Origin of the sequence: Pseudomonas sp. 478, from assembly GCF_003254125.1 — a bacterium.
In the GTDB taxonomy this organism is placed as follows: domain Bacteria; phylum Pseudomonadota; class Gammaproteobacteria; order Pseudomonadales; family Pseudomonadaceae; genus Aquipseudomonas.
Genome location: NZ_QKZG01000011.1, coordinates 51,763 through 64,238, shown reverse-complemented (window position 1 = coordinate 64,238; position 12,476 = coordinate 51,763). Strand labels below are relative to the sequence as shown.

At 57.6% G+C, this 12,476-nt stretch carries 14 protein-coding genes and 1 tRNA gene; 4 read left to right on the top strand and 11 right to left on the bottom strand.

Annotation, left to right across the window (positions count from 1 at the left end; all coding sequences use genetic code 11):
* The first annotated feature begins 113 nt into the window (after nt 1-113).
* The 4 genes from DFS28_RS22210 (at nt 114) to DFS28_RS22195 (ending at nt 3,841) form a co-directional block, all read left to right on the top strand.
* Nucleotides 114-1,490 carry an L-serine ammonia-lyase gene (locus DFS28_RS22210; protein ID WP_008146925.1) on the top strand — a complete coding sequence of 459 codons (1,377 nt, stop codon included), beginning with the start codon at nt 114-116 and terminating at the stop codon, nt 1,488-1,490.
* Between the two features lie 38 nt (nt 1,491-1,528).
* Nucleotides 1,529-2,653, top strand: coding sequence for a glycine cleavage system aminomethyltransferase GcvT (gene gcvT, locus DFS28_RS22205; RefSeq protein ID WP_111451448.1), 1,125 nt, complete (start codon nt 1,529-1,531; stop codon nt 2,651-2,653).
* Between the two features lie 390 nt (nt 2,654-3,043).
* Complete coding sequence (locus DFS28_RS22200) at nt 3,044-3,256, top strand: cold-shock protein (RefSeq protein ID WP_003175786.1); 213 nt, start codon at nt 3,044-3,046, stop codon at nt 3,254-3,256.
* 96 nt (nt 3,257-3,352) lie between these two features.
* A complete protein-coding gene (locus DFS28_RS22195) occupies nt 3,353-3,841 on the top strand; it encodes an RDD family protein (protein ID WP_111451447.1) in 489 nt (162 codons plus the stop codon).
* A 134-nt stretch (nt 3,842-3,975) separates the two neighbouring features.
* On the opposite strand, the gene nadA is transcribed toward DFS28_RS22195, so the two are convergent.
* The 11 genes from nadA to ybgC form a co-directional block, all read right to left on the bottom strand.
* On the bottom strand, nt 3,976-5,034 hold the full coding sequence (gene nadA / locus DFS28_RS22190; RefSeq protein ID WP_008146918.1) for a quinolinate synthase NadA: 1,059 nt from the start codon (nt 5,032-5,034) through the stop codon (nt 3,976-3,978).
* 272 nt (nt 5,035-5,306) lie between these two features.
* Nucleotides 5,307-5,382, bottom strand: a tRNA-Lys gene (locus tag DFS28_RS22185).
* A 63-nt stretch (nt 5,383-5,445) separates the two neighbouring features.
* Entirely contained in the window at nt 5,446-6,138 is a 693-nt protein-coding gene (queC, locus tag DFS28_RS22180; protein WP_111451446.1) for a 7-cyano-7-deazaguanine synthase QueC, read from the bottom strand.
* 1 nt (nt 6,139) lies between these two features.
* Nucleotides 6,140-6,787: a 7-carboxy-7-deazaguanine synthase QueE gene (queE, locus tag DFS28_RS22175; protein WP_074880837.1), complete on the bottom strand. Its 648-nt coding sequence runs from the start codon at nt 6,785-6,787 to the stop codon at nt 6,140-6,142.
* A 167-nt stretch (nt 6,788-6,954) separates the two neighbouring features.
* The gene (gene ybgF / locus DFS28_RS22170; RefSeq protein ID WP_033057602.1) at nt 6,955-7,794 is read right to left on the bottom strand and encodes a tol-pal system protein YbgF; all 840 of its coding nucleotides are present in this window, start codon (nt 7,792-7,794) and stop codon (nt 6,955-6,957) included.
* A 6-nt stretch (nt 7,795-7,800) separates the two neighbouring features.
* Nucleotides 7,801-8,298 carry a peptidoglycan-associated lipoprotein Pal gene (pal, locus tag DFS28_RS22165; protein WP_003178634.1) on the bottom strand — a complete coding sequence of 166 codons (498 nt, stop codon included), beginning with the start codon at nt 8,296-8,298 and terminating at the stop codon, nt 7,801-7,803.
* 52 nt (nt 8,299-8,350) lie between these two features.
* Complete coding sequence (tolB, locus tag DFS28_RS22160; RefSeq protein ID WP_074879460.1) at nt 8,351-9,652, bottom strand: Tol-Pal system beta propeller repeat protein TolB; 1,302 nt, start codon at nt 9,650-9,652, stop codon at nt 8,351-8,353.
* The gene (tolA, locus tag DFS28_RS22155; protein ID WP_111451445.1) at nt 9,649-10,728 is read right to left on the bottom strand and encodes a cell envelope integrity protein TolA; all 1,080 of its coding nucleotides are present in this window, start codon (nt 10,726-10,728) and stop codon (nt 9,649-9,651) included. The genes tolB and tolA overlap by 4 nt, the downstream gene beginning before the upstream one ends.
* On the bottom strand, nt 10,728-11,180 hold the full coding sequence (gene tolR / locus DFS28_RS22150; RefSeq protein ID WP_161807482.1) for a protein TolR: 453 nt from the start codon (nt 11,178-11,180) through the stop codon (nt 10,728-10,730). Before tolR ends, tolA begins: the two co-directional genes overlap by 1 nt.
* Before the next feature lie 23 nt (nt 11,181-11,203).
* On the bottom strand, nt 11,204-11,899 hold the full coding sequence (gene tolQ / locus DFS28_RS22145; protein ID WP_046049659.1) for a protein TolQ: 696 nt from the start codon (nt 11,897-11,899) through the stop codon (nt 11,204-11,206).
* Nucleotides 11,889-12,356: a tol-pal system-associated acyl-CoA thioesterase gene (gene ybgC, locus DFS28_RS22140; RefSeq protein ID WP_008147372.1), complete on the bottom strand. Its 468-nt coding sequence runs from the start codon at nt 12,354-12,356 to the stop codon at nt 11,889-11,891. The genes tolQ and ybgC overlap by 11 nt, the downstream gene beginning before the upstream one ends.
* Nucleotides 12,357-12,476: the final 120 nt, after the last annotated feature.

Sequence of the window (12,476 nt, the reverse complement as noted above, 5' to 3'; positions counted from 1 at the left end):
ATCAACATTGCCTGACCCACCGCTTTCGTCGGAACGCCGCCCGGAGCAAGCCCGCTCCCACAGGGGATTTGTGCCAAGCCGCTATTCCCATAACAAGAAACCGGAGAACAACCATGTCTTTAAGCGTGTTCGACCTGTTCAAGATTGGCATCGGCCCCTCCAGCTCTCACACCGTCGGCCCGATGCGTGCTGCTGCGCGTTTCGCCGAAGGTTTGCGCCGTGAAGGGCTACTGGCCGCGACCACTTGCGTCAAAGTCGAGCTCTACGGATCACTCGGCGCCACCGGTAAAGGCCACGGCAGCGACAAGGCTGTGTTGCTGGGCCTGGAAGGCGAACACCCGGACACTGTGAACACTGAAACCGTCGCCGCCCGTCTGCAAGAGATTCGCGGCAATGGTCGCTTGAACCTGCTCGGCGAACACAGCATTGCGTTCAATGAGAAAGAACACTTGGCGATGATCCGCAAACCGTTGGCCTATCACCCCAACGGCATGATCTTTCGCGCCTTCGATGCGGCGGGCATACAAATCCGCAGCCGCGAGTACTACTCGGTCGGCGGCGGTTTTGTGGTCGATGAAGACGCCGCCGGCGCCGACCGTATCGTCGAAGACGCCACGCCACTGACCTTCCCGTTCAAAAGCGCCAAGGACCTGCTCGGTCACTGCACCACCTATGGTCTATCGATCAGCCAGGTGATGCTAACCAACGAAAGTGCCTGGCGCCCGGAAGCGGAAACCCGAGCCGGCCTGCTGAAAATCTGGCAAGTGATGCAGGATTGCGTCGACGCCGGTTGTCGTAACGAAGGCATCCTGCCCGGTGGCTTGAAGGTCAAACGTCGGGCGGCCGCGCTGCATCGGCAACTGTGCAAGAACCCCGAATCGTCCCTGCGCGATCCGCTGTCGGTGCTGGACTGGGTCAACCTCTATGCACTGGCAGTCAACGAAGAAAACGCCAACGGCGGGCGCGTGGTGACGGCGCCTACCAACGGTGCGGCCGGGATCGTCCCGGCTGTTTTGCATTACTACATGCGCTTCATCCCCGGCGCCAACGAAGACGGCGTCGTGCGTTTTCTGCTGACCGCGGCCGCGATCGGCATCCTCTATAAAGAAAACGCCTCGATCTCCGGCGCCGAAGTCGGCTGTCAGGGTGAAGTTGGCGTCGCTTGTTCCATGGCCGCCGGCGCCCTGTGCGAAGTCCTCGGCGGCACCGTGCAGCAAGTGGAAAACGCCGCCGAAATCGGCATGGAACACAACCTCGGCCTGACCTGCGACCCGATTGGCGGGCTGGTGCAAGTGCCTTGCATCGAGCGCAACGCCATGGGCTCGGTCAAGGCCATCAATGCGGTGCGCATGGCCCTGCGCGGCGACGGTCAGCACTTCGTCTCCCTCGACAAGGTCATCCGCACCATGCGCCAGACCGGCGCCGACATGAAAAGCAAATACAAGGAAACCGCCCGTGGCGGTTTGGCGGTCAACATTATCGAGTGCTGATGCTCACGCGCATTTGCACACTTTTTCAGGAGCTGAATATGTCCACCGAACAACTGTCGAAAACCCCGCTGCACGCACTGCACATCGAACTCGGCGCCCGCATGGTGCCGTTTGCCGGTTACGACATGCCGGTGCAATACCCGCTCGGCGTAATGAAAGAACACCAACACACCCGTGATCAGGCCGGGCTGTTCGATGTCTCGCACATGGGCCAGATCCGCCTGACCGGCGCCAATGCCGCCAAGGCGCTGGAAAGCCTGGTGCCGGTCGACATCATCGACCTGCCGGTGGGCATGCAGCGTTACGCGATGTTCACCAACGAGACCGGCGGCATCCTCGACGACCTGATGGTCGCCAACCTGGGTAACGACGAACTGTTCCTGGTGGTCAACGCCGCCTGCAAGGACCAGGACCTGGCGCACCTGCGCAAGCACATCGGCGACCAGTGCACCATCGAGCCGCTGTTTGAGGAACGCGCCCTGCTGGCGCTGCAAGGTCCGGCCGCCGTTACCGTGCTCGCGCGTCTGGCGCCTGAAGTCGCGAAAATGACCTTCATGCAGTTCGCCCGCGTGAAACTGCTGGGTGTGGACTGTTTTGTCAGCCGTTCGGGCTACACCGGTGAAGACGGTTACGAAATCTCCGTGCCGGCCGCCAACGCCGAAGCCCTGGCTCGTGCCCTGTTGGCCGAACCTGAAGTGGCGGCCATCGGCCTCGGCGCTCGCGATTCCCTGCGCCTGGAAGCTGGCCTGTGCCTCTATGGCCACGACATGAACACCGAGACCACCCCGATCGAAGCGAGCCTGCTGTGGGCGATCTCCAAGCCTCGTCGCGCTGATGGCGCACGTGCCGGCGGCTTCCCTGGCGCTGAAACCGTGTTCGGACAGCAACAAACCGGTGTCAGCCGCAAGCGCGTTGGCCTGCTGCCTCAGGAACGCACGCCGGTGCGCGAAGGCGCAGAGATCGTCAATGAAGCAGGCGACATCATTGGCGCGGTTTGCAGCGGCGGCTTCGGTCCGACCCTGGGCGGCCCTTTGGCAATGGGTTACGTCGACAGTGCCTATATCGCTCTCGATACGCCGGTATGGGCGATTGTTCGTGGGAAAAAGGTACCTTTGCTTGTAAGCAAAATGCCATTTGTTCCACAACGCTACTACCGTGGCTGATTGACTGTTTCTATAAGTAACGCGGTTGCGTTAACAGCGCACTAATGTGTAACGCAACCGCCATAAAACAGTGCACACCTTCGATTACGAACTTGGCTTATAACGATCGAAAACAATTGAACACCTCTATCGCATAAGCCAGCGCTAGTTGCCGCCGAACGGCATCAACGCGAGCAAATCCGGGCCCTCCACAGGGCTTGTTTTTTCTCCCGTAGTTGGCGTAGAGTTTGTTCACTGTGTTTGCATGGGTCGCTTGGAATCGTGACCTGGGCAGTAGCCTACAAGTTAGCTACATCCCGTTCGACGTCTTCTTACTCTCCTGCAACCAGCCCCAGTACTCTTTCACAAGAAGGAGGCTGTCATTAATTTTTGCGTCAAAGGAAATAAGAAATGTCCCAACGTCAGAGCGGTACCGTCAAGTGGTTTAACGACGAGAAAGGTTTTGGTTTTATCACTCCAGAAAGCGGTCCGGATCTGTTCGTGCATTTCCGCGCTATTCAGGGCAACGGCTTCAAGAGCCTGAAAGAAGGCCAGAAAGTGACTTTCGTTGCTGTGCAAGGCCAGAAAGGCATGCAGGCTGACGAAGTACAAGCAGAAGCCTGATCTTCTGTAACGAAAAAGCCCCTGATGCTGACATCAGGGGCTTTTTTGTGCGCGTAAATCCGTAAAATGGCTTCTTTTTTCCGTCCAGAGGCTGCCATGTCGAAACATCTTCTCAAACCCCAGGGCGACTTTCCTGCCGTTACCCTGGGTCGTCGCCTGGCAGCGATGTTCTACGACTTCCTGTTGTGTACCGCCCTGCTGATCGTCACCAGCGGCATTTACAAGATGATCCAGATGGCGATCATCGGCGAAGACAAAATGCGCACCCTGACCGAAGCCGGCGCGCTGGACGGCGATCCATTGCTGTCAACGGTGCTGCTGTTTGTGCTGTTCGGCTTCTTCGCCAAGTTCTGGACCTGGTCCGGTCAGACCCTGGGCATGCAGGTCTGGTGCATCCGCGTACAAAACGCCGACGGCTCATCCATCAGCCTGTGGCAGGCGTTGCTGCGCTTTGTGGTGTCGATCGCGTCCTTGCTGTGCGTCGGGCTGGGTTTCTTCTGGTCGCTGTTCGACAAACAGAAACGCAGCTGGCATGACATCTACTCCAACACCCAGCTCGTGCGGATTCCAAAGAAAACCAAGTAATCCAGCCATACACAAACCACTGTGGGAGCGAGCCTGCTCGCGATGGCGATGTATCAGTCAATATTGATATGGCTGACAGATCGCTATCGCGAGCAGGCTCGCTCCCACAGGTTTTGTGACTTAACTGAAAGACCTCAGGCGTTGCCAGCCAACTTCATCCGTGCAGCCTGGGTAAAGTCGAGCATGCGCTTGAGCGGCCGAATCGCTTGTGGAATCAACGCAGGATCGACAAAGATCTCGTTAGTCCCTTCCTTCAAGCTCTTGAGCGTGCGCTCAAGGGTATTCATCGCCATCCACGGGCAATGTGCGCAACTACGGCATGCTGCGCCGTTACCAGCCGTTGGCGCTTCGATGAAGACCTTGTCGGGGCACAGCTGCTGCATCTTGTAGAAGATGCCGCGATCAGTGGCGACGATAAAAGTCTTGTTTGGCAGGCTCTGCGCTGCCGCAATCAATTGACTGGTGGAGCCGACGGCATCTGCCAGCTCGATCACCGACGTCGGCGACTCCGGGTGCACCAGAATTGCTGCGTCCGGGTACAGCGCCTTCATGTCTTCGAGCTGTTTGGACTTGAATTCTTCGTGAACGATGCAGGCACCGTCCCACAGCAGCATGTCCGCGCCGGTCTGACGCTGGATGTAGGTGCCCAAATGCTTATCCGGGCCCCAGATGATGGTTTCGCCGTTATCCATCAGGCTTTCGACGATCTCCAGCGCGCAGCTTGAAGTCACCACCCAATCCGCCCGGGCTTTGACCGCCGCCGACGTATTGGCATACACCACCACGGTACGCTCCGGGTGCTGATCGCAGAACGCCGAGAACTCGTCCACCGGGCAACCCAGGTCCAGCGAGCAGGTCGCCTCCAGGGTGGGCATGAGGATGCGTTTTTCAGGGTTGAGGATTTTGGCGGTCTCGCCCATGAACTTCACACCGGCGACCACCACGGTCTTGGCCGGGTGAGCATTGCCAAAGCGGGCCATCTCCAGCGAGTCGGAGACACAGCCTCCGGTTTCTTCGGCCAGGGCCTGAATGACCGGATCGCAATAGAAGTGAGCAACCAGCACCGCATCCTGAGCCTTGAGCTCGGCAGCGATGGCGGCACGGTAATAGGCCTCCTCCTCGGCAGTCAGCGGCTTGGGCTGCTTGGCGTCGAGGTGGGCTTGAACCAGAAGGCGTTCGGAAATCTGCGTCATGTTCGCAAGACCTGCAGGCGCTTTCGCGCGAAAGTCGAGTATACACCCGGCTCCGGACCCTTCAGGGTACCGCCGGGAGAGTGAGTATCATCAGGCACGGACAACGTTGAAGCTGCGCAAGGCTACAGAATATCCCGTGGATGCAAAAGATGATTCTGACCTGCGTCACGCGGTGCAGCCCAGAACCTGGGCGACCTTAAATCGCGGGCAAAAAAAAATCCGGAAATCCTCACTTGCGTGGGCCTTCCAGACTTTTAAAACTGCTACAAAAATGGTGGGTCGTGTGGGATTCGAACCTACGACCAATTGGTTAAAAGCCAACTGCTCTACCAACTGAGCTAACGACCCGCTGTGTGGTGGCGCGTATAATACTGATTTTTAAGGACTATTCAACACCTAATTTGAAATAAATCAAAAATAAGGTGTTGGGTCACTGATTCCGGCTGCCGCGAAGCCTTCTGCACGCAGGCGGCAGCTGTCGCACTTGCCGCATGCACGGCCGTTATCGTCCGCCTGATAGCAGGAAACAGTCAGGCCGTAATCAACGCCGAGCTTCACGCCCGCCTGGACGATCTGCGCCTTGCTCAGGTTCTGCAGCGGTGCCTGGATACGGAAACCATTCCCCTCTACACCGGCCTTGGTCGCCAGATTGGCCATGCGTTCGAAAGACTCGATGAACTCGGGACGGCAGTCCGGGTAACCGGAGTAATCCACTGCGTTCACGCCGATAAAGATGTCGCGAGCGCCGAGCACTTCAGCCCAGCCCAACGCCAGAGACAAGAAAACGGTGTTGCGTGCTGGTACGTAAGTCACCGGAATACCTTCGCCCGCTTCTTCCGGCACATCGATGCTGGTGTCGGTCAATGCTGAACCGCCGATACCGTTCAGGTTCAGGCCGATCACCTTGTGTTCAATCACACCCAGGTCGCGAGCGACACGTTCGGCGGCGTGCAGTTCGGCATGGGACCGCTGACCGTAGTCGAAGCTCATGGTGTAGCAGCTATAGCCTTCAGCGCGAGCCATGGCCACAACGGTCGCGGAGTCGAGGCCGCCGGACAACAAGATGACCGCGCGTTTTTCAGTGGTGTTCAATTGTTCAGTCATTTCAGCGCCCCGGCTCGTCATTCCAAAGATATTTATGCAACTGCAATTGCAGACGCACTGGCAGGTTGTCCGCCACCACCCAGTCAGCCAGGTCCCGAGCATTAAGGTCATGGTGACTTGGCGAGAACAGGACTTCGCCGGCACGCTGATCCAGACCGTACTGGATCAGCTTGGACACGGCCCAGTCATAGTCTTCCCGCGAGCAGATGACAAACTTCACCTGATCGTTGCGCGTGAGCAGTTCGATGTTCTCGTAGCGGTTGCGGTGGGCTTCTTTCGAACCCGGGGTTTTCAGGTCGACGACGCGACTGACCCGTGGATCGACCGCCGAGATATCCAGGGCACCGCTGGTTTCCAGCGAGACCTCGTAACCGGCGTCACACAACTGCTTGAGCAATGGGATGGCATTGGGTTGTGCCAGCGGCTCGCCGCCGGTGACACAGACGTAACGCGGACGAAAACCGGCCACTTGCTCGAGGATGTCGTCGAGCGTGCGAAGGGTGCCGCCAGTGAATGCATAAGCGCTGTCGCAGTACTGGCAACGCAATGGGCAACCGGTCAGGCGCACAAAAACAGTGGGCAGCCCGGCAGTCCGCGTTTCACCCTGCAACGAGTAGAAAACTTCGGTGATTCTCAATGTGTCTTGCATAGTCGCCACGGGCATAACAGCTAAACAGGCTGTCCGCCTCCGTCAGGCACTTCAAGGAACCCCGCCACCGCGCAGATCCCAAAAAGCGTGTTTCATAAAAAGGGCGTGAATTCTAACGAAAAAACCCGCGACAAGCGCGGGTTTCTTCAAAACGGGTCAAGCCGCCCTTACATTTTTTGCAGATCACGCTGGGCCAGCTGAGCGGCGGAAGTGCCCGGATATTGGGACACAACCTGCTGCAGAATGCCTTTGACCTTGTCGGGATGACCGAGGCGGCGCTCTACATCAGCCAGCTTGTACAGCGAATCAGGCACTTTTGGATGCTTGGGGTACAGCTGCGAAACCTTGGCAAAAGCCTGACCTGCACCTTGCAGATCGCCTTTGGCCAGGTTCACTTCCCCCAACCAGTACTGAGCATTGCCCGCGTACTGACTGTTCGGGTACTTGCGCAGGAATGCGGCAAAAGCCTGGCTGGCCTTGTCGAAATCCTTGGCTTTGATCAGGTCGAAGGCTGCATCGTAATACAGTTTTTCCTTCGCCGGATCAGCCGGCTCGCTACCCGCGGCAGGTGCCTGAGCGGCTGCCGCTCCTGCGGCTGCGCCCGCTGCTGCACCGGGGGCATTCAAACTGCCACCGGCGGAAGAATTATCAGGAGTCGCGGCTGGTGCAACGCCGGTTCCTATACGCCGATCAAGATCCTGATATCGCTCCAGGTTCTCTTGCTTCATGCGCGCTACATCATTTTGCAGAACTTCGATGATGCCTTGTTGGCGCGAGATCTGCTCCTGCATCGATTGCAGTTGGTTGAACAGCTCGCCCTGTGCCGAGACAGGGGCCGAAACCCCTCCCCCGGCATAGGCGCCGTTCGTACCGTAACCTGCAGGCGGATTATTAGTCCCGCTATTGGTATAGCCGGAGTCATTATCGACCACAGGAACCGCAGCCCACACCGCAAGCGGTGCGAGACTGAGAGCCAAAACAGTTACAGCACGACGGCACGTTCGCATGACGAATTACTTACGCAGTTCGACGCGACGGTTTTGAGCCCAGGACTGCTCGTCGTTGCCGGTAGCAACTGGACGCTCTTCGCCGTAGGAAACCAGTTCCAGCTGAGCTGGGGAAACACCTTGCAGTACCAGGTAACGCTGAACGGCTTTCGCACGACGCTCGCCCAGTGCCATGTTGTACTCACGAGTACCACGTTCGTCGGTGTTGCCTTCCAGAACAACGCGAGCGCCGTTTGCTTTCAGGTCCTTGGCGTGAACGTCCAGAGCGCGCATGGCTTCTGGCTTCAGGTCCGAACTGTCGTATTCGAAGTAGAAAGTGGTGATTGCGCGCAGAGCAGCTTCTTCGCTCAGGGAGCCGTCAACTGCACCAGTGTTTGCGCCGTAACCAGCGTTTGGATCTACAGCGCCTTCACCGGCATTGTCGCCGCCTTTGGACGAGCAACCTACAGCTACAGCCATGGCCAGAGCCAGCGCAGCAAATTTACCAAACTTCAGCATTTCCATCGTGAAACTCCTAATGAACCCCAATGTGTTAAGTACAACGTATAGCGCCGCGTCAGTTCAGGTAAGGGGACCAGGAAGGTTCTCTGACTTCGCCTTGTGCGGTAGGAAGCGGGAGCCTTACGCGTCCATTAATGGACACGAGCATCAAGACTCCCCGGCCCTGCTGGCGGGTGGCGTAGATTACCATGGTGCCGTTGGGCGCAACAGTAGGCGACTCGTCCAGAGTGCTATCAGTGAGGATTTTTACGCTTCCGCGCTGCAAATCCTGGGCTGCCACCTTGAAATTAGTGAAACCTTCCTGACGATGGATCATCACCAGGGTCTTTTCATCAGCCGAAAGCTTAGGGTTGGCGTTGTAGTTACCGATAAAGGTCACACGTTCCGCACCACCACCGCCTGCGCTGGTTTTGTAGATTTGCGGCTTGCCGCCACGGTCCGAGGTGAAGTAGATGGTCGAACCATCTTTACCCCAGAACGGTTCGGTGTTGATGCCAGGACCGTTAGTGACACGCGTGATCTGACGCGAACCCAGGTTCATCACGTAGATGTCCGGGTTGCCATCTTTCGACAGTACGAATGCCAGGCGATTGCCATCAGGCGACCATGCTGGCGCGCCATTCAGGCCTTCGAAGTTGGTGATCTGCTCACGGCGACCGGTGTCGATGTTCTGCATGAAAATACGCGGACGCTTTTGCTCGAACGACACATAAGCGATGCGCTTGCCGTCCGGTGCGAAACGTGGCGACAGGATCGGCTCGCGCGATTGCAGCAGGGTCACGGCACGGGCACCGTCATAGTCTGAACGTTGCAGCGTGTAGCGAGTGTTCTTCTCGGAGAAACGCTCGGCTGTCACGTACAACAGACGAGTCGAGAACGCACCTTTGATACCGGTGAGTTTTTCGAACGACTGGTCCGCGATGTAGTGCGACATGTCGCGCAGTTGATCGACGCTGCCCGACACGCTGCCGGTCAGCACTTGCTGCTCGGTGGCGACGTTGAACAGTGCGTATTGGACCTGCAGGCGACCGCCCGCAGGAGCAATGCTGCCGACCATGACGTACTGGGCGCCCAGCGCCTTGAAGTCACGGAAGATGATTTCGCTGGCCTGGCTTGGCTGGCTGATCATGTTCTGTTTTGGAATCGGCGAGTAGTAACCCGAGTTGCGCAGGTCGTTACCGATGATTTCGGCCATGTCGTCCGGCAGAACGCTGCCGCCCTGGTTGCCAAACGGAACGACTGCGATCGGGGTGGCCCGATCACTGCCGCTGGTGACCAGAATGTTTTTTTCATCAGCTGCCGCTATCCCTGCCAGGCAGCAGATAACGACGAGCATTCCTCGAAGAAGGTTTCTCACAAGGCTAGATCCTCAGGTGTGAATGTCATCTTGAATGAACGATACGGAGCGAAATCGCTCGGCTTCATTCCCTGCATTTCTGTCAAACGTCCAATGTTCTTGACCGCCGCAACAGCGGAAGCGTCAAACGGACCATCGCCGCTGGACTTGGCCACGCCAACCGAAGTCACCGTACCATCGGGCAACATGCCGATTTGCAACACGACCGTCATGCCTTTGCGGGCCGAAGGTGGACGAGCCCAGCCTTCCGCTGCACGAGCACGAATCAGATCATCGAAACTACCGGCGACTTCGTCACCCTGCTCATCCGCCAAGGCCTGCTGACGCTGCGGCGTATCGGAAAGCAAATCTGCCAGGGCCTGAGCCTTTTTGTCTTCGGCGGATTTACGTGCCGCTTCCTGCGATTTTTTCTTCGCAGCATCGGCAGCAGCTTTCTTCTTCGCGTCTTCGGCGACTTTCTTCTTCGCCTCTTCAGCTTCAGATTTCTTCTTGGCGTCTTCGGCGGCTTTCTTCTTCGCGTCTTCGACGATCTTTTTCTTCGCTTCTTCAGCGGCCGCTTTCTTGGCCTCTTCTTCAGCTGCTTTCTTGGCTTCTTCTTCAGACTTCTTCTTGGCTATATCAGCCAATTGTTTCTCTTCGGCCTTTTTAGCTTCGGCGGTCTTCTTCGCTTCATCGGCTTTCTTGGCTTCATCAGCCTTTTTGGCCTCTTCCGCTTTCTTTGTCTCGTCGGCCTTTTTGGATTCTTCGGCTTTTTGAGCCGCGTCTTCCTTCTTTTGTTCCGCGGCCTTGATCGCTTCCTGCTCGATCTTTTTCTGTTCCATTTGTTCGACTTCGGTCTGGCGCGCGGCGGATTTCTTCGCCTCACCCGCAATCTTTTGATTGGTCTGGGTGGTCGCCTGACTTTTCGATTTCAGTTGGTACAGGGTCGCCTGGACAATCGGCTTGGCCGGCGGCAGTTCGGGCGTGAAGGCGAAACTGACGAACAGCATGCCGAAAACCAGCACGTGCAAGACAAGCGCCCAGACACTAGGCCAGAAATAGCTTTCCGAGGCGGACGGCTCTCGCATTTGCTGCATCAGGGTGCCTCGGTGATCAAGCCAACATTACCGACCCCGGCTTTCTGCAACCCGCCCATGGCGCCCATGACGGAACCGTAGTCGACGGTCTTGTCGCCGCGGATGAACACCTGGGTACGCTTGCCACCTTCAGTGCCGGCGCGAATGATTTTGGTCACGGCGTCAGTCATCTGCGGCAAGGTCATGGCCTTGTCCTGTTGCTTTTCAGTGTCGACTTCGCTGCCAAGGTTCCAGTAGTAGGTCTTGTCAGCCTTGATCGAAATGGTCAGGACCTGGGTGTTGTTGTCCTGCGGCAAGGCTTCGCTGGAAACCTTGGGCAGATCAACTTTCACGCCCTGATTGAGCATCGGAGCGGTCACCATGAAGATGACCAGCAGCACCAACATCACGTCGATGTAGGGCACCACGTTCATCTCGGCAACCGGCTTGCGCTTTTTGCGAGCTCGAGCGATTAAAGCCATTGGAAATTACCTGCTTATTCTTCGCTGGTGTGCACTTTGCGGTGCAGGATCGCCTGGAATTCATCGGCGAAGGTGTAGTAACGGCTCAGCAGGGTTTCGCTGCGCGCAGCAAAACGGTTGTAAGCGATAACGGCCGGGATGGCGGCGAACAAGCCGATCGCGGTAGCAATCAGTGCTTCGGCGATACCCGGGGCCACGGTGGCCAGGGTCGCTTGCTGGGCAGTGGCCAGGCCACGGAAGGAGTTCATGATCCCCCAGACGGTACCGAACAGACCGATGTACGGGCTGACGGAACCTACGGTCGCGAGGAACGGCAGGCTCTGCTCGAGCTTTTCTTCTTCGCGGGAAATGGCGACGCGCATGGCACGAGCCACGCCTTCCATGACCGCTTCCGGGTCAACGCCTGGCTGCTGGCGCAGACGGGAGAATTCCTTGAAACCGGCACGGAAGATCTGCTCTACGCCCGAATCCGGATCAGGATTGCTGCCGGCCTGACGGTAGAGTTTGGACAGGTCGATACCCGACCAGAAGCGCTCTTCAAAGCTCTCCAGGGCACGTCGACCGGCGCGCAGCAGATTGCTGCGCTGAAAGATCATGATCCATGAGGTCACCGATGCGGCTACCAGGATCAGCATTACCAGTTGCACCACGATACTGGCATTGCTGACCAGGCTCCACATGGAGGAATGGTCGACGACGTTAGCTTCCACGCTTTATCTCCTGCTTTGAGTGTGTACCCGCGCCGCTCACGTCGGCAAAGGCCGCACGTAGAGCTTCGGGAATGGCCCGGGGTTTCAAACTGTTAGTGCGCACACAGGCCACCAAAAACTGCCCTTCGCAGAGCAGCGCATTATCCGTAGCCCGCCTGACCTGCTGTTTGAAGCGCAGGCTGACACGGTTCAATTCGATTACTTCAGCGCTTACCAGCAGCTCGTCGTCCAGTCGCGCCGGCGCGTGGTAACGCGCTTCGCTGGAATGCACGACGAACAACAGGTCCTCACCTGCAAGCTGGGATTGGGCAAAGCCCAGCTCCCGGAGCCGCTCGGTTCGAGCCCGTTCCATAAACTTGAGGTAATTAACGTAATACACGATGCCGCCCGCATCGGTGTCCTCGTAATAAACGCGACAACGAAGTGCGAAAGGCTCAAGCCCGTTTTGCGCGCGCATACTCTAGTGCTTACTCCTCAGGTTGCCAATCCGGCCAGGCAACTGTTTTTCATTGATTCACGGCTTTCTGGCGAAAGTACGGTCCTGGGACCACACAAACCCCGAATATATCAGCGCGCA

What these genes read in the sequence shown, in the direction of transcription:
- DFS28_RS22210 (WP_008146925.1), top strand. Translation starts at nt 114, where the DNA reads ATGTCTTTAAGCGTGTTCGACCTGTTCAAGATTGGCATCGGCCCCTCC.
- gcvT (WP_111451448.1), top strand. Translation starts at nt 1,529, where the DNA reads ATGTCCACCGAACAACTGTCGAAAACCCCGCTGCACGCACTGCACATC.
- DFS28_RS22200 (WP_003175786.1), top strand. Translation starts at nt 3,044, where the DNA reads ATGTCCCAACGTCAGAGCGGTACCGTCAAGTGGTTTAACGACGAGAAA.
- DFS28_RS22195 (WP_111451447.1), top strand. Translation starts at nt 3,353, where the DNA reads ATGTCGAAACATCTTCTCAAACCCCAGGGCGACTTTCCTGCCGTTACC.
- nadA (WP_008146918.1), bottom strand. Translation starts at nt 5,034, where the DNA reads ATGACGCAGATTTCCGAACGCCTTCTGGTTCAAGCCCACCTCGACGCC.
- queC (WP_111451446.1), bottom strand. Translation starts at nt 6,138, where the DNA reads ATGACTGAACAATTGAACACCACTGAAAAACGCGCGGTCATCTTGTTG.
- queE (WP_074880837.1), bottom strand. Translation starts at nt 6,787, where the DNA reads ATGCAAGACACATTGAGAATCACCGAAGTTTTCTACTCGTTGCAGGGT.
- ybgF (WP_033057602.1), bottom strand. Translation starts at nt 7,794, where the DNA reads ATGCGAACGTGCCGTCGTGCTGTAACTGTTTTGGCTCTCAGTCTCGCA.
- pal (WP_003178634.1), bottom strand. Translation starts at nt 8,298, where the DNA reads ATGGAAATGCTGAAGTTTGGTAAATTTGCTGCGCTGGCTCTGGCCATG.
- tolA (WP_111451445.1), bottom strand. Translation starts at nt 10,728, where the DNA reads ATGCAGCAAATGCGAGAGCCGTCCGCCTCGGAAAGCTATTTCTGGCCT.
- ybgC (WP_008147372.1), bottom strand. Translation starts at nt 12,356, where the DNA reads ATGCGCGCGCAAAACGGGCTTGAGCCTTTCGCACTTCGTTGTCGCGTT.